The 20,577-nt window shown below is 60.5% G+C and carries 19 protein-coding genes, 4 tRNA genes, 1 other RNA gene and 1 riboswitch; of the genes, 14 read left to right on the forward strand and 10 right to left on the reverse strand.

Features of this window, described 5'->3' with window-relative positions:
* Window positions 1–50 precede the first annotated feature (50 nt).
* The 6 genes from HPTL_RS09475 (at window position 51) to HPTL_RS09500 (ending at window position 4,037) form a co-directional block, all read left to right on the forward strand.
* The gene (locus tag HPTL_RS09475) at window positions 51–1,442 is read left to right on the forward strand and encodes a TRZ/ATZ family hydrolase (RefSeq protein ID WP_119335758.1); all 1,392 of its coding nucleotides are present in this window, start codon (window positions 51–53) and stop codon (window positions 1,440–1,442) included.
* A 57-nt stretch (window positions 1,443–1,499) separates the two neighbouring features.
* Window positions 1,500–2,183, forward strand: coding sequence for an OmpA family protein (locus HPTL_RS09480; protein ID WP_119335759.1), 684 nt, complete (start codon window positions 1,500–1,502; stop codon window positions 2,181–2,183).
* Between the two features lie 64 nt (window positions 2,184–2,247).
* A complete protein-coding gene (ubiG, locus tag HPTL_RS09485; protein ID WP_119336171.1) occupies window positions 2,248–2,955 on the forward strand; it encodes a bifunctional 2-polyprenyl-6-hydroxyphenol methylase/3-demethylubiquinol 3-O-methyltransferase UbiG in 708 nt (235 codons plus the stop codon).
* 81 nt (window positions 2,956–3,036) lie between these two features.
* Window positions 3,037–3,414, forward strand: coding sequence for a PaaI family thioesterase (locus tag HPTL_RS09490; RefSeq protein WP_119335760.1), 378 nt, complete (start codon window positions 3,037–3,039; stop codon window positions 3,412–3,414).
* 113 nt (window positions 3,415–3,527) lie between these two features.
* Window positions 3,528–3,902, forward strand: a transfer-messenger RNA (tmRNA) gene (ssrA, locus tag HPTL_RS09495).
* A gap of 59 nt (window positions 3,903–3,961) precedes the next feature.
* Window positions 3,962–4,037: transfer RNA gene (locus HPTL_RS09500), tRNA-Phe, on the forward strand.
* Window positions 4,038–4,061: 24 nt separating this feature from the next.
* Here HPTL_RS09500 and HPTL_RS11220 read toward each other — a convergent pair.
* Window positions 4,062–4,805, reverse strand: coding sequence for a hypothetical protein (locus HPTL_RS11220; RefSeq protein ID WP_170141330.1), 744 nt, complete (start codon window positions 4,803–4,805; stop codon window positions 4,062–4,064).
* 389 nt (window positions 4,806–5,194) lie between these two features.
* Here HPTL_RS11220 and HPTL_RS11295 point away from each other — a divergent pair, with 389 nt between their 5' ends.
* Entirely contained in the window at window positions 5,195–6,034 is an 840-nt protein-coding gene (locus HPTL_RS11295; RefSeq protein WP_170141331.1) for a peptidoglycan-binding domain-containing protein, read from the forward strand.
* Complete coding sequence (locus HPTL_RS09515; RefSeq protein WP_119335763.1) at window positions 6,031–6,486, forward strand: DUF1178 family protein; 456 nt, start codon at window positions 6,031–6,033, stop codon at window positions 6,484–6,486. Before HPTL_RS11295 ends, HPTL_RS09515 begins: the two co-directional genes overlap by 4 nt.
* Window positions 6,487–6,490: 4 nt before the next feature.
* Here HPTL_RS09515 and HPTL_RS09520 read toward each other — a convergent pair.
* From HPTL_RS09520 to HPTL_RS09540, 5 genes are all read right to left on the reverse strand, one after another.
* A tRNA-Gly gene (locus HPTL_RS09520) sits at window positions 6,491–6,566 on the reverse strand.
* A gap of 21 nt (window positions 6,567–6,587) precedes the next feature.
* Window positions 6,588–6,661 (reverse strand) — tRNA-Cys (locus HPTL_RS09525).
* Between the two features lie 2 nt (window positions 6,662–6,663).
* A tRNA-Gly gene (locus HPTL_RS09530) sits at window positions 6,664–6,739 on the reverse strand.
* A gap of 65 nt (window positions 6,740–6,804) precedes the next feature.
* Complete coding sequence (locus HPTL_RS09535; protein ID WP_119335764.1) at window positions 6,805–7,746, reverse strand: lysophospholipid acyltransferase family protein; 942 nt, start codon at window positions 7,744–7,746, stop codon at window positions 6,805–6,807.
* Window positions 7,739–8,623 carry a lysophospholipid acyltransferase family protein gene (locus HPTL_RS09540; RefSeq protein ID WP_197713673.1) on the reverse strand — a complete coding sequence of 295 codons (885 nt, stop codon included), beginning with the start codon at window positions 8,621–8,623 and terminating at the stop codon, window positions 7,739–7,741. Before HPTL_RS09540 ends, HPTL_RS09535 begins: the two co-directional genes overlap by 8 nt.
* Window positions 8,624–8,791: 168 nt before the next feature.
* Between HPTL_RS09540 and metK the strand changes: the two genes are divergently transcribed.
* From metK to HPTL_RS09570, 6 genes are all read left to right on the forward strand, one after another.
* On the forward strand, window positions 8,792–9,958 hold the full coding sequence (gene metK, locus HPTL_RS09545) for a methionine adenosyltransferase (protein WP_119335766.1): 1,167 nt from the start codon (window positions 8,792–8,794) through the stop codon (window positions 9,956–9,958).
* A gap of 16 nt (window positions 9,959–9,974) precedes the next feature.
* Window positions 9,975–11,066 (forward strand): calcium/sodium antiporter, encoded by a 1,092-nt coding sequence (locus tag HPTL_RS09550; RefSeq protein WP_119335767.1) that lies wholly within the window; start codon window positions 9,975–9,977, stop codon window positions 11,064–11,066.
* A 26-nt stretch (window positions 11,067–11,092) separates the two neighbouring features.
* A riboswitch (S-adenosyl-L-homocysteine riboswitch) is annotated at window positions 11,093–11,159 on the forward strand.
* 70 nt (window positions 11,160–11,229) lie between these two features.
* The gene (gene ahcY / locus HPTL_RS09555) at window positions 11,230–12,660 is read left to right on the forward strand and encodes an adenosylhomocysteinase (protein ID WP_119335768.1); all 1,431 of its coding nucleotides are present in this window, start codon (window positions 11,230–11,232) and stop codon (window positions 12,658–12,660) included.
* 15 nt (window positions 12,661–12,675) lie between these two features.
* On the forward strand, window positions 12,676–13,665 hold the full coding sequence (locus HPTL_RS09560; protein ID WP_197713674.1) for a TlyA family RNA methyltransferase: 990 nt from the start codon (window positions 12,676–12,678) through the stop codon (window positions 13,663–13,665).
* A gap of 74 nt (window positions 13,666–13,739) precedes the next feature.
* Window positions 13,740–14,549, forward strand: a complete 810-nt coding sequence (locus HPTL_RS09565; protein ID WP_119335769.1) for a methylenetetrahydrofolate reductase — start codon at window positions 13,740–13,742, stop codon at window positions 14,547–14,549.
* 39 nt (window positions 14,550–14,588) lie between these two features.
* Complete coding sequence (locus HPTL_RS09570; protein WP_119335770.1) at window positions 14,589–15,653, forward strand: C40 family peptidase; 1,065 nt, start codon at window positions 14,589–14,591, stop codon at window positions 15,651–15,653.
* Window positions 15,654–15,681: 28 nt separating this feature from the next.
* On the opposite strand, the gene HPTL_RS09575 is transcribed toward HPTL_RS09570, so the two are convergent.
* From HPTL_RS09575 to HPTL_RS09590, 4 genes are read right to left on the reverse strand one after another with little or no spacing between them, the layout of a single operon-like run.
* Window positions 15,682–16,857, reverse strand: coding sequence for an acyl-CoA dehydrogenase (locus HPTL_RS09575; protein WP_119335771.1), 1,176 nt, complete (start codon window positions 16,855–16,857; stop codon window positions 15,682–15,684).
* Window positions 16,854–17,345 (reverse strand): DUF1850 domain-containing protein, encoded by a 492-nt coding sequence (locus HPTL_RS09580; protein ID WP_119335772.1) that lies wholly within the window; start codon window positions 17,343–17,345, stop codon window positions 16,854–16,856. Before HPTL_RS09580 ends, HPTL_RS09575 begins: the two co-directional genes overlap by 4 nt.
* 3 nt (window positions 17,346–17,348) lie before the next feature.
* Window positions 17,349–19,541 carry a TRAP transporter permease gene (locus HPTL_RS09585; protein ID WP_119336173.1) on the reverse strand — a complete coding sequence of 731 codons (2,193 nt, stop codon included), beginning with the start codon at window positions 19,539–19,541 and terminating at the stop codon, window positions 17,349–17,351.
* A 32-nt stretch (window positions 19,542–19,573) separates the two neighbouring features.
* Entirely contained in the window at window positions 19,574–20,533 is a 960-nt protein-coding gene (locus HPTL_RS09590; protein ID WP_119335773.1) for a TAXI family TRAP transporter solute-binding subunit, read from the reverse strand.
* Window positions 20,534–20,577: the final 44 nt, after the last annotated feature.

Raw genomic sequence — 20,577 nt, forward strand, 5'->3', positions numbered from 1 at the left:
ATGCGATTCGTTATGCCGATTTTACCACCCAGAGCAAGGAACACCGGACGATGGCCACGCAAGATCGCCAAAATGGGCCCACGACGACGCCCCAACCACCCATACAGGAACGCTTCGTTTTGGCCGCTGCTTGGGTGATCCCGATGGATCCCCCAGGCACAGTCCTCACCGACCACGCCGTCGTCGTCGCCGAGGGGCGCATCGCTACGTTGCTCCCCATCACAGAAGCCCAAACGCGCTATCCACAATCGGAATGGCCATGGATCGTTCGCCCAAACCATGTCGCGCTCCCGGGGTTCGTCAATGCCCATACCCACGCCGCGATGACCCTGTTGCGCGGTATTGCCGACGATCTGCCGCTCGAACGCTGGCTCAACGAAGCGATCTGGCCACGGGAGCAGGCGCTCGTCTCACCCGAATTCGTCTATGAAGGGAGTTGGATCGCCGCTGCGGAGATGATCGCGGGCGGCATCACCACTGCGCTCGACATGTACTTCTTCCCCGATGCTGCCGCGCAAGCGTTTCATGAAGCGGGGCTGCGCGCGATGCTTGGGCTCGTCACGCTGGAGTTCCCCACTCCATACGCCAACGACGCCGACGCCTACCTCGAAAAGGGGCTGGCCGCTTGGGAAAAATGGCGCGACACGCCGCTCCTCTCCTTTGCGCTGGCGCCCCATGCCCCCTACACCGTCAGTGACGCCACATTTGCCCGAATCGCGGCGCTCGCCAACGAACTGGAACTCCCAGTTCACCTGCACCTCAACGAAACGGCCAACGAAACGCCGCAGTCGCTGGCGCAGTTCGGCGTCTCGCCGCTTGAACGGCTCGCGCGCACGGGCATCCTGGAAACGCCGCAAGTGATCGCCGCGCACGGCGTCCATCTCGATCGCGACGAATTGGTGACGTTGGGCAAATACGGAGCCGCGCTCGTCCATTGCCCCACCTCCAATATGAAACTCGCCAGCGGCGCCGCCGATGTCACCGCTTGGCACGCGCACGGCGTCATCGCGGCGCTTGGCAGCGACGGCGCCGCGAGCAACAATCGGCTCGATCTGTTTTGGGAGATGCGCCACGCTGCGCTCCTTGCCAAACTCACCCAGAAAAACGCCGCCGCACTCCCCGCCGCAACCCTACTCGAAATGGCGACGCTCGGCGGCGCGAAAGCGCTTGGGCTTGGCGACGAAATCGGCTCGCTCACCCCGGGCAAAAGTGCAGACCTCATCACCGTCTCGTTCGAATCGTTCCTGACGCGGCCTCTGTTTGACCCCATCTCCCATCTCGTTTGGGTTGCCGACCGCGAACAGGTTTGCGACGTTTGGATTGCTGGCGTTGCGAAAAAACGCGACCACGCCCTCTTGTTGCAAAAAAGCAACACACAGCTCGCCGTTTTCGCCGAAAAGTGGCGCAAATATCGCAAACAATCTGGCCCATGCTTGTCATGAGGTGGCACAGTCATTATAATGGGCTAGTCAGTGACCCAGATAAGAAAGGAAGGCACCATGAACCCAATTCGTACCCTTATCGCGGCCGCACTCGTTACGGGCGCTTCGATGGCTACTTTCGCGCAAGACATCGTCGTCGATGCCAAACAGGGCGACATTCCCTACGTGATCGACGGTCGCGGCGTCGTGGCGCGCAGCGGCACTGGGCTCTGCTGGCGCACGGGCTATTGGACGCCGGCGCTCGCCGAGCAAGTCAAAGACACCAACGGCAAGCCGCTTGCCTGCTCGTGTGACCCCGAGGTAATCGCCAAAGAGAAGTGTGAACCTCCCAAACCGATGGCGAAGCCGGCACCGCAACCGGTCTCCAACAAAGTGAAACTCTCTGCCGACACCCTCTTTGACTTCGACAAAGCAACCCTCCGTCCGGAAGGGAAGCGCAAGCTCGATGAACTCGCCGCACAAATTAAAAACATCAACGTCGAGGTCATTTTGGCGGTGGGCCACGCTGACCGGATCGGTTCCGATGCCTACAATCAGAAACTCTCCGAGCGTCGTGCGGAAGCGGTGAAGAAATACTTGGTGAGCCAGGGCGTTCCGATGAACCGCATCTACACCGAAGGGAAAGGTGAGAAGATGCCGGTCACCGGTAACAAGTGCGACAAGATCAAAGAGCGCAAAGCCTTGATCGCTTGCTTGCAGCCGGATCGCCGCGTCGAAGTGGAAGTGATTGGCACCAAGTAATCACCGATAACTGTTCACCCCAAAACGCCCTGCTCCAGCAGGGCGTTTTACTATGGGCGATACCATGAACGCAACTGCAAACGTCGATCCAAACGAAATCGCCAAATTCAGCGAATTGGCACACCGCTGGTGGGACCCCACCAGTGAATTCCGCCCATTGCACGAAATCAACCCGTTACGCCTCGACTGGATCATCGCGCAGTGCGGAGGGCTTGCCGGCAAACGCGTAGTCGACGTCGGATGCGGCGGTGGCATCCTCACCGAGGCGATGGCGCACGCAGGCGCTGAGGTTACCGGCATCGACCTTTCGGAAAAAGCGCTCACCGTGGCCAAGCTTCATGCACTCGAAAGCGGCGCGCCGGTGCATTACGAAATGATCGCTGCTGAAGCATTCGCCGAAATGCACCCAGATACTTTCGACGTCGTCACCTGCATGGAGATGCTCGAACACGTACCCGACCCCGCGAGCACCATTCGCGCCTGCGCCAAGCTGGCAAAGCCGGGCGGCACCGTCTGTTTCGCAACGCTCAACCGAACCGCCAAATCGTACCTCTTTGCGATCATCGGCGCGGAGTATCTCTTGCAGCTTTTGCCCAAAGGCACCCATGACTGGCAAAAATTCCTCAAACCTGCCGAGATCACTGCGTGGGCGGAAACGGCAGGCCTGACACCCAAAGCGATCATCGGCATGGGCTACAACCCGCTCACGAAACGCTACTTCCTCACCGACGACGTCGCTGTCAACTACCTCATCGCACTCGCCAAATGGTAAAGGTGATTAGCAATGTGCCCAGATGCAGTGTCTGTTCCCAGCCACGAGCGAATTCACAGCAGTTTCTCCCGCCAAGCAGCGATGGCGCTGATCCGCGCTGAACTCACGGATGTGCAACCTGGCACCGTTACGATCACGCTTCCTTGCTGGGACGGAATCAGACAACAACACGGTTACGTGCATGGCGGTGTCGTCGCAATGATCGCTGACTCAGCCGCTGGCTATGCCGCGATGACCCTGGCACCGCCAAACACCTCCGTCCTGACCGTCGAGTACAAGATCAACTTGGTAGCACCTGCCCTTGGTAAAAAGCTGATTGCTGAAGGGAGTGTCCTCCGTTCAGGAAAGACGCTATCGCTCACCCAGGCACGTGTCTTTGCGGTCACCGACGATGAAAAGAAGTTGTGTGCAGTATTACAACAAACCATAATGATCTGCGCCGATCGTCCGGAACGCTAATGCCAGCCAGTGCGGCACGCCTTGCACCCGAGGCATTTCGGCGTATCTGCTCGCTTTTTTCTCCCCAATAGGAACTTGCTCCTGCATTTTTCGTCTATAATGGTACTTGCGCTGGGGCCGTACTTGGCTTCGACGGGGGCTGCAAAGCAGTCGAGGGCATGCCGAGGTCCAGTCACCTCGTAAATCCACTGGCAAAAAACAAACGCCAACGACGAGCGTTTCGCCGTCGCCGCTTAATCCCGGCGACGCGCTGCACCGGCTGAGCCTCACGGCCGGATGGTGACTTCGGTCACCTGTGCAGCGTCACCACTTGAGGCTAGCCAAAGCTGCCTGGCCGTTTGGCGGCTTTGTGCGAAACCCAAAATGGCTCGCATCGACGTGGCGCGCGCCTTGGCCGGCGTCGATGCTAAACGCAACAAGGCGCTAAGCATGTAGTCCTCGCTGTGGAGGGCTTCCGGACGGGGGTTCGACTCCCCCCGGCTCCACCAAAATGGTTGCAAGAACCCATTGACCAAAACCCCGAATTCCCGTATCATTCGGGCTTCTCGGCCAGGTAGCTCAGTCGGTAGAGCAGCGGACTGAAAATCCGCGTGTCGGTGGTTCGATTCCGCCCCTGGCCACCATCTCTCATCACTTCGACCTTCCGCTCACTTCCAGCGTATCGCACTGGCGCGTGCCAGATCCATCTGCTCGCTCAGAAACGGTACGGGCAATTCGAACACGGTCGATCGCGCTGCTTCTCGGTTCTCAAAAGGTCCCAACACCAGCAACCACTGGTGTTGGTTATTGCCGCGGGAGGCGGATACCAGTAGCAGCTCCAAACCAGACGGCACCATCGACTGCAAACGTAACTGTTCTTTTTCGAGCGACGCTTTCGATACGCTCCGACGAACGATCAAAACCCAGCGATTCGCCTGTTGCCACGCATGCCATTGGTGACGCGCCGCCTCAATCGAAGCGTCGTCGTGAACAGGCACCGCAGATTCTGACATAGGTCGAATGGAAGTTTTCTCGGCCTCTGTACCGGAAATGGCAGACCACGTTTGGTCATTCGTTGGGTCGGCGGAATTTGGAGCGGGCGATCCCAGGCGCGTCATAGGCGGTTGCTTCTGATCCCCTGGGTTCGTGGGGGTCAGCGACCGTTCCGTTGATGCAATATTGACCGCGCCCCCGACTTCCTCCACGGGAGCTTGCATGCGGGGGAGAGACTGCGGAACGGGAGCGACCTGCATCTCAACAGCCGATTCTGCGGCGACAACTTTCTCCGCATCGTTTGGTTGTTGCCGCCAGTGCCACCACGCGACCACCCCAAAAAAACCCAGCCAGAATGCCAAAACGACCCCAATTCCTGTCAGCAACCAACCCGGCATGCGTCGTAAATAACTTTCCACCCTTTACTCCTTGGAAATTCCGTTACAATTCTAACTGTAACAGCCAGTCGGAGCAGCAAAAAATGGCAACGTCCCGTTTAGGCTTGTGGCTTGCTTTGTCCGCAATCCTTCCTGCGTGTTCGCATATCCCTTCCACATCCGAATCCACACCACCACGCACTGAACATGACACCGCGGCTTCGCGTCACACCCAACCACCAAAAACGTCCTTGCCGGCACCGAATCCTCAGACACATTCGTTGCCCAATCGAATCGCCTCGGAACCCAGCCCCGCCCATCATACCGAAACGGCCGACCAGACCTCCAGCCCATCGCAATCACCAGAACAGAAAGCCCTCCAACCGTTGCTGACTACCCGTGTCACTCCGGGACAATGCTGGGTCCAGGCCGTGATCTATCCCCTCCCGAAAAAAGAGCCGCTCTCGATCGTCGTGCAGGATAGTGCGACAACGTTCGAAGTCTCCCCGCCGCAGCTGGCAAAGACGCAGAAAGAGGTCATCATCCGCGAAGGAGGAACAACCTACCGTATCGAACCACCAGTCTATAAAGCGGTAACCGAGAAAATTTTGGTCAAACCCGAAATCCGCCGCACGATCACGATCCCGCCGGTCTATGAGACCCAAACAGAAACGGTTGTGATCGAAGCCGAACGCACGATACTCGAACGGTGCCGCTTACCTGGTGTCAACCGTTTGCTGGAAGGCGCAGTACAACCCCTTTGCGCACGCACCATCCCCGCCAAGACCAAACAGGTCGAGCGCCGCGTGTTGGTGAAACCCGCCACGACCAAAGTCGAAGTCATCCCTGCCGAATACAAAGAGGTCACCCGCTGGGTGCTCGACAAACCGGCACGTGCGGTACCCGTGCAGATCGAGCCAGCAATCCGAAAAATTCCTGTGCTGACTATCGCCAAACCGGAAGAGATCGAGGAGAAAGCGATACCGCCCAAAGTCATCGAACTGGTCAAGACGCTCTATGAAGGCGAGCCGCAGGTGGCGCTTCGCCAGGCGTTGTGCAACAACGACTTGACACCCGAACTGGTCAAATCCCTCCAGGTGAAGCTCAAAACCGCGGGTTACGACCCGGGCCCGATCGACGGAAAGCTAGGCATTGCAACCAGCCGCGCGATGATCGCGTATCAACGCGACCATGGGCTGGCGGCAGGCGCACTCACGTTGGAAACGCTCGAGCATTTCCAAATCCCGCTTCCCAAAACGCAATCGCGATGATCGTTTTCGATCTGACGTGTGACCATGCCCACCGCTTCGAATTATGGGTACCATCTGCGGAAGCGCTGGATCAACAAATCGCGAAAGGGTGGGTAACGTGTCCGCACTGCGGCACGCAAGCGGTTCGCCGCTTGCCTGCCGCCCCTGCTGTCCATACCACCCCCAAACTTCAACGCACTTCGGCGCAACAAAAACAGGCATCGACCACTTCCGACAACCCGCCGAATCTGTCTGCGCAAGCTTTGGAACGTATCTGGAACACGCTTCAGAAACTCAAGCGCGAAGCGCAAGATGTCGGCACCCGTTTCCCGGAAGAGGCGCGAAAAATCCACTACGGCGAAGCGCCGCTTCGCCCCATCAAGGGTCAAGCAAACCGGGAAGAGTTCGTCTCCCTTTTAGAAGAAGGGATCCTGGTCATACCACTGCCGCCCGACAAAGAAGAGATGCACTGAGCTATGGAGCGGGAAACGGGACTCGAACCCGCGACCCCAACCTTGGCAAGGTTGTGCTCTACCAACTGAGCTATTCCCGCATGGGCGTTGATTCGCCGAACTGGAGGCGCGGGCCGGAATCGAACCGACGTCCAAGGATTTGCAGTCCTCTGCATAACCACTCTGCCACCGCGCCACTGGAGCGGGAAACGGGACTCGAACCCGCGACCCCAACCTTGGCAAGGTTGTGCTCTACCAACTGAGCTATTCCCGCTCGGCGAGGTTTGCAATTATAATCGAGCGATTGCCAAAGTCAACAATCAGCGCGCGCTGTCTGCTTCATCGATACCATTCCCCCTTCCCTTCAGGCTGGGTTTTGAAGCGGCGATGAACCCAAAAGTATTGCGCAGGCAAACGGCAGACCGCAGCTTCGATCTCGCGATTCATTCGCTCGACATCCGCACGTTCATCATCGGTTGGATAATCGCGCCACGGCAGTGAAAAACGCGCACGATAACCCCGCCCAGAAGGATCCATTTCAGCAATACACAACACCACCGCTGCATTCGCCAGACGCGCGAGGCGAGGAAGCGCAGTAATCGTCGCCGCCGGTACCCCGAAGAAGGGAACGAAAATCGCATCCTTCCCGCCATAATCGAGGTCGGGCAGATAATAGAACGGCTGCCCTGCCTTGAGTGCACGCACCACCGGGCGGATACCATCCTGCCGCGCGATCAAGAGTTGCTGTCCAAATCGCGAACGACCGTGGCGCAACCAACGATCGGCAACCGGGCGGCGGCGCTGTCGTGAATAGACGCTGACGAAATCCCCTTCGAGCGTCAACCGGGTCCCGACCAGATCCAAACCCAGGAAATGGGGCGTCACCAGAATGACCGGTTGCCCCGCTGCGATCAACGGCGCGACATGCTCTGCCCAGCCCTCCAAACGGACCAGCCGACGGATCCGTTCCGGCGACGCAAACCACGCGATGCCCCGCTCCAGGAGGCTGCGCCCCAAGAAATGGAAATGTTCGCGCAGCAGACGCGCGCGCGCATCATCCGTCCATTCCGGAAAACAACGGGCGAGATTGACTTCCGCGATCCGTCGACGCCGCTTGGCCAGCAACCGTAACAGCGTACCAAAGCGTGCGCCCACTTTCGCCAATACCGGTAGCGGCAGCCAATGCAGCGCCCAAATGAACGCCACCACCGCGCGATCCGCCTGACGCAACGCCCAAAGCCGCAGCGGCGAATCTTTGTGCCAACGCAACCGCTTACCCATGCGCCGTTTCCACCGGCGGGGCTACTCCAGCTGGCACCTTGAAGCGTGGGTACCCCCAAAGGTACTGCTCAGGAGCACGCCGAATCCACGTCTCCAAAACGCGATTGATCTGCGCAGCGCGTGTCGCCACCGCCTCATCACCCGACCACGCCACCGGCGCGAAGTGCAAGCGAAAACCGGCTCCGTTCGGCAACCGTTCGCCCCACACCACCACCGTCACGACATCACCCATCAGACTCAAGCGCGCCGCCAGGGTCATCGTCCAAACGGGACGGCCAAAGAACGGCGCCCACACCCCTTCTCCCGCTTTTGGCGTCTGGTCGGGCAACAACCCCACCGCTTCACCCCGACGCAACGCGGCCACCAACTGCCGAACCCCGCTGCGATCGGCCGGCGCAAGCTGCACCCCGCCACGAGCGCGCCCCGCGCGCAACCAGGGCACCAGTTCGGGCTGACGTGGCGGGCGGTAGAGCACCGTGAGCGGCATCGCCTGCGCAGCCCAGAGCGACGTGATCTCGAAACAGCCCAAGTGCGGTGTCAAAAAAAGGATTCCTTTCCCGCTCGTTCGTGCAGCGCGTACCGCTTCCCAACCTTCAACCGACCGAACGAGTGAGACCACGCGCGCATACGGCTGCAGCCAAAGCCATAAGGCTTCGACGACCTGCACCCCTGTTTCACCGATCACGCGACGCCGCAACGCACGCTCCGAAAATCCAGCATGCGCAAGCGTTTCTGACAGATCGCGGCGATAGCGGGCAGAGGCCAGCCACCATACCCAACCCAACATCCGGCCCAAGCGTTGCGCGCCTGCCAGAGACAGCCGCGCCAACACCCAACGCAGACTCCGCAACAAAACCGTCCGCACCCGTTTCGTCAACCGCGGTTCCTTTTGTCCCAAAATTTTGTTATGATACTCGGTCATCCGCCGAGTTAATCCGACAACTTGCGGGGCGGACAGCAAATACCGCTAAAGCGTCGGCAGCTCTGCCCACGATCCCCTCAGAGCCGCCTACGCAGGGCTGGCAAGGGGATCGGAGAAAATACCATGGGCAAACACTACCTCTTCACCTCCGAATCGGTTTCCGAAGGGCACCCGGACAAAGTCGCCGACCAAATCTCCGATGGCGTGCTCGACGCCGTCCTCAGCGAAGACCCAACCGGGCGCGTTGCCTGTGAAACGTTGGTTTCGACCGGCCTCGTCGTCATTTCGGGCGAAATCACGACCACCGCGCACATCAATTATCGCGAAATCGCCCAAGAGGTCGTCAAACGCATCGGCTACGACGACTCCGAGATCGGCTTCGACTACAAATCGTGCGCCGTCCTGGTTGCGATCAACCGCCAATCGCCCGATATCGCGCAAGGGGTCAACCAGGCGCACGACGATCCTCTGGACCAAGGGGCTGGCGACCAGGGGTTGATGTTCGGCTTTGCCTGCAACGAAACGCCGACCCTGATGCCGCTACCCATCTATTACGCCCACCGGATCATGGAGCGGCAGGCCCAACTGCGCAAAGACGGGCGCTTGCCGTGGCTGCGCCCCGACGCGAAAGCACAATTGACCGTGCGCTACGAAGACGATAAACCCACCGCGATCGACACCGTCGTCGTCTCGACCCAACACCATCCCGACATCCCCTACGACCAGATCCGGGAAGCGGTGATCGAAGAGATCGTCAAGCCGGTCCTCCCTCCCGAGCTTATCAAAGGGGAGATCCGCTACCTCATCAACCCGACGGGACGCTTCGTGATCGGCGGCCCGCACGGCGACTGCGGGCTCACCGGGCGTAAAATCATCGTCGATACCTACGGTGGTGCTGCCCACCATGGCGGGGGCGCGTTCAGCGGCAAAGACCCCTCGAAAGTCGACCGCTCCGCTGCCTACGCCGGACGCTACGTCGCGAAAAACATCGTCGCCGCAGGGCTTGCCGAGCGCTGTGAGGTTCAGGTGGCCTACGCGATCGGTGTCGCCCGGCCGGTGAGTCTGATGGTCAATACCTTTGGCACCGGCAAGATCCCCGACGAACAGATCGCAGCGTTGGTGGCACGCCATTTCGACTTGCGCCCGCGGGCGATCATCGAAACGCTCGATTTGCGCCGCCCCATCTACACCAAAACCGCCGCCTACGGGCACTTCGGCCGTGAAGAACCGGAGTTCACCTGGGAGCGGACCGACAAAGCCGCCGCGCTGCGGGCTGACGCGGGTCTCTGAGCCCCGAGGAGCACCGATGAACACAACTGCTTGGGGAGCTCTCGTTGCCGGTCTCGTCGTTCTTTCGCTGGGCGCCGACCTGATGGTGCGGGGCGCGGCCAAACTCGCGGTGCGTTTCGGCATCTCGCCGCTCGTGGTCGGCCTGACGATCGTTGCGTACGGCACGAGCGCCCCTGAATTTTCTGTCTCCGTAGGCGCCGCCCTCAAAGGAAGCGGTGAAATCGCCATCGGCAACGTCGTCGGTTCCAACATTGCCAACATCCTGATCGCATTGGGCCTATCGGCGCTCATTGCTCCGGTTGCGGTACACCTGCAGGTGATCCGCCAGGAACTGCCGGTACTGCTTGGCGTTTCGGTGCTTTTTGCCGTCACTGCGTTGGACGGAACGCTTTCTGCGTTCGACGGCGCGCTGCTCTTTGCACTCATCATCGGTTACACCATCTTCCTGATCCGTCAATCGCGCAACGCGGGCAAAGATGCAGAAGCCGAGTTTGCCGAAGAGATCCCGAAAAGCCACTGGGACGATCCTCTGCCGGTGCAAATCGCGCTCATCGTCGGCGGGTTGGCATTGCTCGTTTGGGGCTCCGACCTGGCTGTGAGCGGTGCGGTCGCAATCGCCAAGTCGCTCGGCATCAGTGAAGTGGTCGTCGGATTGACGGTGGTCGCAGTCGGCACGTCGCTCCCAGAAATCGCGACCTCGCTCATGGCCGTTTACAAGGGCGAACGCGACATGGCGGTAGGCAACGTGATCGGCTCCAACGTCTTCAACCTGCTGGCAGTGGGCGGGGCGTCGGCGCTCGCTGCGATCCCGCACGGTGGCATCACCGTACCTGTCTCGGTGACGACGACCGACCTCTGGGTGATGTTGGGCGCCACGTTGCTGCTCTTGCCAGTTGTCCTCTCTGGCTATTCGGTCAATCGTCAGGAAGGTGCGCTTCTGGTCGCGCTCTATATCGCCTACCTCACCTATCTGGTGCTCGACGCGCTGCACCACCCTGCCCTAGCGGCATTCCGCACCTTTGCGCTAGGTTTTGCACTTCCCTTGCTGGTTGCGGGCGTACTGCTTCGTTATCTCACCCATATCACCCGCGATACACCGCCGTCATAGCGCCTGCCCCAGTGTGGTATCATTACTGTGCCGAGGAGCGCTGCAAGCGGTCGTTCGCCCAGGCTCGGCTTACCCAAACGGCGCTCACCAATTCCCAACCCGCCGGGTTGGGGGACTGGTGAGCCCCCCACCCGGCCACCGTTCAACGTCAAGGAGTCATTCGATGAACGCTGTGGCTGATCTACTCCTCGTCGGCAAACCTTTTGCCGACTGCGCCATCGCCGACCCCGCCCTAGCGGAATGGGGGCGGCGTGAAATCGCAATCGCTGAAACCGAAATGCCCGCACTGATGGCGATTCGCCGTGAATACGCGGGACAAAAACCCCTTGCGGGCGCGCGGATCGCCGGCAGTCTCCACATGACCATCCAAACCGCGGTCTTGATCGAAACTTTGGTCGATCTCGGTGCAGAAGTGCGGTGGGCGAGCTGCAACATCTACTCCACACAGGACCACGCCGCAGCGGCGATCGCCGCGCGCGGCATCCCGGTCTTCGCCCGCAAAGGTGAGTCGCTCGAAGAGTACTGGGACTACACCCACCGCATCTTCGACTGGGGCGAAGGGCGCTTTGCGAACATGATCCTCGACGACGGCGGCGACGCGACGCTGCTCCTTCACCTCGGGGTCAAAGCGGAGCACGAACCTTCGGTACTCGAGAACCCAACCAGCGACGAAGAGCGCGTCCTTTTTGCCCGGATCCGGGAGCAGCTGCGGCGCGACCCCCACTGGTATTCGCGGCGAATCGGGGAAATCCGCGGTGTCACCGAAGAGACCACCACCGGCGTGCATCGCCTCTACCAAATGCACGAACGGGGCGAATTGCGCTTTCCGGCGATCAACGTGAACGACTCGGTGACCAAATCGAAGTTCGACAACCTCTACGGCTGCCGCGAATCGCTGCTCGACGGCATCAAGCGCGCCACCGACGTGATGATCGCCGGCAAGATCGCAGTGGTCTGCGGCTACGGCGACGTGGGCAAGGGCTCGGCGCAAGCGCTGCGCGCGCTGTGCGCGCAAGTCTGGGTCACCGAAATCGACCCGATCTGTGCGCTGCAGGCGGCGATGGAAGGCTACCGGGTCGTGACGATGGATTACGCGTGCGACAAAGCCGACATCTTCGTCACCGCAACCGGCAACTACCACGTGATCACCCACGACCACATGGTACGGATGAAAGACCAAGCAATCGTCTGCAACATCGGCCACTTCGACAATGAGATCGACGTCGCCAGCCTGAGACAGTATCGCTGGGAGAACATCAAACCGCAGGTCGATCACGTGATCTTCCCCGATGGCAAGCGGATCATCCTCCTTGCCGAAGGGCGGCTGGTCAACCTGGGATGTGCAACCGGCCACCCCAGCTACGTGATGAGTTCGTCGTTCGCGAACCAGACCCTGGCGCAAATCGAACTCTTCAACCACCCGGAGCGCTATCCGGTGGGAGTCTATCGGTTGCCGAAGGTGCTCGACGAAAAGGTCGCGCGGCTGCAACTGACCCGCTTCGACGCGCAGCTCACGACACTGACGCCGGAGCAAGCGGCCTACATCGGGGTTCCCGTGGAAGGTCCCTACAAACCGGAGCACTACCGCTACTAGTCCGGACGGCGCGCGATGGCGATGAACCACTTTCACGCGCGCAGCAAACGCTCCCCTGCGGCGTCGCAACGGCGTGGGCACGAGGCATCCGTAGCCGTGTCCACGCCACCGCAGGCAGACCGTTCGCATTCCACCGCCACCACGACGCCGACGGACCTCTGTCGCCTCGACCTGCAGCTGGTCGCGCGGGGTCTTGCGCCGTCGCGCACTGCCGCGCAGCGGTTGATTGCCGTAGGCGCTGTGCATGTCGATGGCACGATCTGCCGCAAAGCGGCGCATCGGATCCCAGCCGACGCAACCATCATCGTCGCGGATACCGCACGCCCGCGCTATGTATCCCGTGCGGGTGACAAACTCGACGCGGCACTCACGGCACTCGGCTGGTCGGTCGCCGGTTGTGTTGCGCTCGACGTCGGACAATCGACGGGCGGTTTCACCGACTGCCTGCTGCGCCATGGCGTGCGGCGCGTCGTCGGCTTGGAGGTCGGGCACGATCAGTTGGCGTCCCCGCTGCGCACCCAAGCGCTCGTGGTTTCCGCAGGCACGAATCCGGACGCAGCCGCCGTTCGTGACGTACCGATCGTCACGTTCGAAGGCGTGAATGCCCGCCATATCACCCCGGCGCAACTCGGCGCGCTGTTTCCGCCTGCCGGGTTCGACCTCATCGTCGGCGACCTCTCCTTCATCTCCGCGCGAACGGTGTGGCCTGCGGTTCTGACCCTTGCAAGCAGCACCGCGCGGCTGATCTGGCTCGTCAAACCGCAATTCGAGCTGGGCCCCGCGGCGCTGAGCAAAAACGGCATCGTTCGCAATTGGGCGCAGCACGAACCCGCACTCAAACAGCAGATGGTCACGGCGCTGGACGCACTCGGTTGGCACACCGTCGCGTGGTTCCCCAGCCCGATTCGGGGTGGCGGCGTCGGCAACCAGCCGGGGAATCAGGAGTTCCTGATCGCGGCGGTTCGGGGTACGCCCACGCAGACGAGCGATCCGGGTTCCCATTAGTCCGCTGCCCAACACCGCTACCGATCGTTTGTGTCGCCGCCCTACCCTTCTAACCCGAAACAGGAAATCCGAAGATGGAGTACTCAGTCGAATTCTTTCCCCCGCAAACGCCTGAAGGCATGGCAAAACTGAGCGCCACTGCCCAAAAGCTCCAAAACTCGGGACGCTTTGCCTACGCCTCTGTCACCTACGGCGCCGGTGGCAGCACCCGTGACCGCACTTTCGCTGCGGTCGACGCGCTGCAAGCGGCTGGCTGGGACGTCGCGCCGCACCTCTCTGGCATCGGTGCCACCGAAGCGTCGATCGTCACGATTCTCGACCGCTATCGGGCCGCAGGGATTCGCCGCTTGGTGCTGTTGCGCGGCGATCTCCCCTCCGGTGTCGTCGATCCCGGGCCGTTTCGTTACGCACGGGATCTCGTTGCGTTCGTGCGCGCCCGGTACGGTGACACCTTCTGGATTGCGGTGGCGGCGTACCCAGAGTACCACCCCCAAGCGAAGCACGCCACCGCCGACCTCGACGCGTTCGCCGCAAAAATGGCCGCCGGTGCCGACTGCGCGATCACCCAGTTTTTCTACAACCCGGACGCGTACGCCCACTTCAGTGACGAAGCGGCACGCCGCGGTGTCACGCAACCGATCATCCCGGGGATCATGCCGATCACCCAGTTTTTCCGCTTGGCCCGCTTCGCCGACAGCTGCGGCGCGGAAATCCCGCGCTGGATTCGGCGCAAGATGGAAGGGTTTGGCGACGACGTCGCGAGCATCCGCGCCTTCGGCCACGAGGTGGTTGCACGCCTCCTCGAACGGTTGCGCGCTTTGGGCGCGCCGGGGTTTCACTTTTACACGATGAATCAAGCCGAACCGACGTTGGCGCTGTTGTAACCGGTTGCCAAAAATCGATTTTTTCGGCATCATCGCGTAATGGTCGAGAACCGCCCACTTCCGCTCCTGGCGCTCCTTGCTGCGCTCCTGACCCTATCTGCTTGTAGCACGGTTGGGAACAACCGCTCTTGGCTGAGCGCCGAGCCCTACACCGTCGCCACCCAAGACGCCAGCGAAGAGGCTCAGGAAAATGAGGAGAAAGAGGAAGAGAGCGACGCGCTCGACGGTTGGCTCCAGGCGCTCGCCTACCGATCCCCGAATTATGGATTCGAGCTTCCGCAACGGGAAAACCGTTTACGCGAAGCGCTCAAGACCGCGTTCGAGCTCCAGGGTACTCCTTACCGCTTGGGTGGCACGGACGCGCAGGGGCTCGATTGCAGTGGCTTGGTGTGGGTGGCGTTCGCGAGCGCCGGTATCAAACTACCCCGTACCTCACAAGAGCAGTTTCACGCCACAGAGCGCATTGCACGCGACGCGTTACGTGCGGGCGATCTGGTCTTCTTCAAAACAGGAAGAAACAAAAAGCGCTCTGTCGACCACGTAGGCATCTATATTGGCAACGGCCAATTTCTCCATGCGCCGCGCCGGGGCAAAGCGGTCACCGTCGCTTCGATGGATGAGGCATACTGGACCAACCGATTTGTCGGCGCAGGTCGGGTTCTCGGTGTTACCCCTGAGAGCGTCTTACGCAACGCAACAGCAGAAGCCACCATCGCCGAAAGTGCGGACCACACACAGCCCACGACCCAAAGCAAACCGGCTCCGGCGAAAATGACGACGGCCAACACGAAGGGCAACACGACAGCAAAGGCGGCGGCCAAGACGGCCGCCAACACGACGGCTAAGACGACAGCTAGAAAGGTCTCTCAAGCACAACGTCCTCAAGCGGGCAAAGCGGTGGCTACTGCTTCGAAAAAGAAAGTTGCCCAAAAAGATACCGCCGTGAGGACGGAGACCTCTCAGGCAAGCAAAAAAGATGGGGTTCGCAACGCGAAAACTCTGGCGACGTCGGGAAAACCTCCGACTGACCGCCCCGTCAAGCGCACTCAGACGAACCACAAAAAACGGGAAGCGGCGCTCGCTACGACCGACGCTTCCCGCTGACGCCTCCCGCTTTCGTGACCGTTCCAGATCAAAACGCCGCAATCCCTGTTTGCGCCCGCCCCAGAATGAGCGCGTGGATATCGTGCGTCCCCTCGTAGGTATTGACCACCTCGAGATTCACCAGATGGCGAATCACGCCGAACTCATCGGAGATCCCGTTGCCGCCCAGCATGTCACGCGCCATCCGTGCGATTTCGAGCGCTTTGCCGCAGGAGTTGCGTTTCAGCATCGACGTCACCTCCGGCGCGGCGATTCCTTCGTCTTTCATCCGCCCCAACCGCAAACACGCCTGTAACCCGATTGCGATTTCGGTTTGCATATCGGCCAACTTCTTCTGGATGAGTTGGTTCGCCGCAAGCGGCTTCCCGAACTGCTTGCGGTCGAGCACATACTGCCGCGCCGTATGCCAGCAGAATTCCGCAGCGCCCAGAGCCCCCCAAGCGATTCCGTAACGCGCCGAATCCAGGCACGTAAAGGGGCCGCGCAACCCACGGATCTCCGGAAAGACATTCTCTTCGGGGACGAACACCTCATCCATCACGATCTCACCGGTGATCGAGGTGCGTAGCCCCACTTTGCCGTGAATCGCTGGCGCGCTCAACCCTTTCATGCCCTTTTCGAGCACGAAACCGCGAATCTTGCCTTCGTCATCTTTTGCCCAAACGACGAAGACGTCGGCGATCGGACTGTTGGTGATCCACATCTTACGCCCAGTCAAGCGATACCCACCGGGGACCGCACGCGCCCGACTCTCCATGCTGCCGGGGTCGGACCCGTGGTTGGGTTCGGTAAGGCCGAAACAACCGACCCACTCGCCTCTGGCCAGCTTCGGAAGAAATTTCTGCCGCTGCGCTTCGGTGCCAAAGCGGTAGATCGGCAGCATGACGAGCGAACTTTGCACGCTCAACATCGAGCGAAAGCCGGAATCGACGCGTTCCACTTCGCGGGCGATCAACCCATAGCTCACCGCATTCATCGCGGCGCACCCATACTCGGTGGGCAGCGTGCATCCCAGAAGTCCCAGTTCCCCCATCTCGCGGAAAATCGCGCGATCGGTCTTCTCTTCGCGAAACGCTTCGAGCACCCGCGGCTGCAAGCGCTCCCGCGCGTAGCGCGCTGCGGTATCCCGTGCGGCGCGCTCCTCGTCGCTCAACTGATTTTCGAGTAAAAACGGATCTTCCCAACAAAAAGGGTGATGGCTCATCGATCTGCTCCCAGTACGCGCTTCTCTTGTTCATCGCGACACGGCGCGATCTCCATACGCCAAGCCGACACCGACGTCGTCGGATCCTGCTTGGCACCGAAACGGCTTGTCGGTGGCAACAATGCACGACAGCGGTTCCCTTCGTCACACCATTCATAGGGTGCAACAAAGGAAGAGTGGGTCAACACCACTTTCGGCAACAACCGGTTGGGTCGATAGACCCAAACACCGTGCGCGAAATGCGCATCCGGTGGCGGTTCCATGCCCGCACCGCTACCCCGCACTCGTGCCGTACGCAAGCGCACTCCACCGGGTTCGGCCGTGTACTCCTCTTCCCACCAGATCTTTTCGATGGAATGGCGCCAACGCAACGTCCCAGCTGCCCCCAATACCTCCTGAATCGGCGCCAAAGGGGCGTCCGGCAACGACACGTCACGCGCCTCCAACGCACCGAATGCCGCCCATGAGAGGCAAAGCAGCCAATGCATGGGTTAGCCATTCTGCCCCGTAGGTGGTTCCATACGCTTTTCCGCTGTACCGGCGGAAGCCCGAAGAGCGGAGTCGTCGCGCGTTGGTTCCTCTGAGCGAAACCGATACAGGCGAACGATGAGCAGCCCGGCCGCAAAGATCCCAGCAAGGTCGGCAACCCACCACGGTGTTGCCAAAAGGATTGCCGCCGCCACTGCCCAGAGCCGCTCCCACCAAGCGAGGGAACCACCTTTACGGGCGCCGACGATGGCGTACCCCCAACACCCTATGGCGAACAGGGCGCGCAGGATCGCCCACAAAACCGCCCACCAAGCAGGGTCGCCTTGCAACATCAACGCGGGGTCATAAACGGCAAGATAGGGAACGACAAAACCGGCAATTCCCAGCTGAAACGCTTTGAGACTGGTGGGCAGTGGGGGTGATTTCGCAACGCTCGAAGCGGCATACGCCGCCAGCGCCACAGGAGGCGTGAGATCAGCCATCAAACCGAAATAAAAGACGTACATATGGCTGACGATGAGCGGTACGCCCAACTCGAGGAGCGCTGGCGCCGCGATCGCACTGACGATGATGTAATTGGGGATCGTCGGGATCCCCATCCCCAAGACGAGACAAATCAGCATCGTCAAGACGAGCGCAAGGAACAGATGTTGCTCACCGACAGAAAGGATAAAGCCGGCAAGCGACGTCGCAGCACCCGTCAGTGTGAGCACGCCGATGATCACCCCAACGATCGCACAGGCCACCCCAACGGGCAATGCCTGCAACGCCCCAATGATGAGACTTTCACGCACGAGACGCAACGTGTTCCGCCCTTCGCGACGCCAAAGGAGCACCACCCCCAACGCGGCCAAGAGCAGCAACACCGGCAAGACGCCCCAGCGTACGACCAGTGCCCCGCAAACGCCAACGGCAATCCAGAAGAGGTAGCGAAACGCTTGCCGCGACAACATCGCCGCCACAGCGGTTCCCAAGACGAGCACTGCGGTAAGCGCCAACCCTGCCATCCCCGCATACATCGGGGTATAACCCGCGAACAATAACCAGACGAGCCCAGCGAGCGGCAACACCAAATACCACCGCGAGCGCAACGCCTGCCATGCGTTGGGGCAATCTTCAGGCGCCAGTCCCTCTAGGCCGCGTCGCTTCGCTTCCAGGTGCACCATCCAAAATACCGTAGCGAAATAGAGCAGTGCCGGCACGATCGCCGCACGGACGATTTCGGCGTATGGAACACCGATGTTTTCTGCCATGATGAATGCCACCGCCCCCATCACGGGTGGCATCACTTGCCCACCCATCGACGCAGTTGCCTCTACCGCTGCGGCAAAAGTCGGGGAAAATCCACCGCGTTTCATCAAAGGGATCGTGAATTGTCCGGTCGTCAAAACGTTTGCCACCGCGGAACCGGAAATCGTCCCCATCAACGCCGACGAAAGCACCGAAACTTTCGCAGGTCCGCCCGCCGCGCGACCCACCAACCCCAACGCCACGTCGTTGAAGAGTTGCACCATCCCGGCCCGTTCCAAGAACGCACCGAAAAGGATGAAGAGAAAGATGTACGTCGCGGAGACGTAGATTGGAATTCCGAAGATCCCCTCAGCGCCGAAACTGAGCTGCTCGACTACCTGTTGCCATGCATAACCGCGATGGGCGAGCGCCCCAGGCGCCCACTGACCAAAGAGCGCATACAACAAAAAGAGCGCACAGAGAAGGGGCAGAGGCCAACCCAACACCCTTCGTGCGGCTTCGAAGACCAGTATCAAGAGCGCAACGCCCACGACAAGATCGGCTTGGGTCGGATCTCCGGCGCGCAGGATCAGGTCATGTTCGAAAACACCGTAGTAGACAGCCAGAGACGCAGCGCCGAGCGCAAGCAACAGTCCTCCGATCCCACCGCCTCGTACCGGCGCTGCCGCATCTGTGGCAAGGCGGCGCGCCGGATAGAGCAAAAAAGTGAGTGCGAGCAAAAACGCAACATGCCACTCCCGGATCAATTGCGACGACCAGGGATGAAATGCCGCGACCACCAGTTGATAACACGAAAACGCAAGCGCAACTGCCCCCACCAACCCCCGCCATCCGCGGCTGAGCACCGCTAGACGTGCAACCGCTTCCGACTCCTCGGCGTGGGGTATATGGGGTGGTGAAGCAGTCGGCTCGACCGCTTCACCCGTAGAGGTTGCTTGACGCATCGCTTCACCCGCTCGCAATCACACGGAACGGGTCAGCGCAACACACCTCGTTCGCGGTAATAACGGGCCGCACCCGGATGCAGCGGTGCGGGGGGATTCTTTGCCGCCCGTTCGAGCTGGATCCCTTTTGCGGCACTGTGCGCCGCGACCAACGCATCGTGATGCTCGAAGAGCGCTTTGGTGATCGCATAGACAAGATCTTCATCAACGCCTGCATGGGTGGCAAGATAGTTGCGAATCGCCACCGTCTGTACGTCCTCGCTCTGCCCTTCGTAAGTCCCGGCCGGAATGGTCTCAGACTGGAAGACCGGGTTGCCGATCTTTTCCACCACCGCTTCGGGGACGGGCACGAGCACGATTGGTAACGCTGCGGCCAAGTCGCGCACCGCAGCAACCCCCAAACCAGCGGAGATCAGCGTCGCGTCGAGTTGGCGGTTCTTCATCAGTTCCACCGATTCCCCGAACGAGACATATTCGACTTTCCCGAGGTCGTCGTAGGTGAACCCTGCCGCCTGAAAGATGGTCCGAGCGTTGATCTCGGTACCACTACGGGGCGCACCCACTGCAACCCGTTTCCCTTTGAGGTCGGTCAGGGAGCGAACCCCCGAATCTTTGCTCGCGACGATTTGGATATAGTTGGGATAAATCGCCGCCAGGGTACGTAACTCTTTGAGTGGCGTTTTGAAACCCGCCTCGGCATCGCCATTCCATGCGTGCGCGAACGTGTCCCCCAACGTAAACGCCACTTCACCCCGCCCTTTCGCAAGCAGGTTGAGGTTTTCGGCAGAAGCCTTGGTGGCTTGGACATTCACTTTGGCATTGGGCAAAACCTGCCCAACGACCTGCGAGAGTGCGACACCGAGCGGATAATAGACACCACTCGTTCCGCCAGTGAGGATCGTCACGAAGGTTTGACCCTGCGCTTGAGCGTGCCACGCAACCAGAAACAACAGGGCTGCGAGTGAACTGTGTAGAAATTCCCGTCTTTTCATCACCGTCTCCTTTGGTTGTGGGTAAAACTTTCTTTATTTAGGAT

The sequence above is a fragment of the Hydrogenophilus thermoluteolus genome (assembly GCF_003574215.1).
GTDB lineage: Bacteria > Pseudomonadota > Gammaproteobacteria > Burkholderiales > Rhodocyclaceae > Hydrogenophilus > Hydrogenophilus thermoluteolus.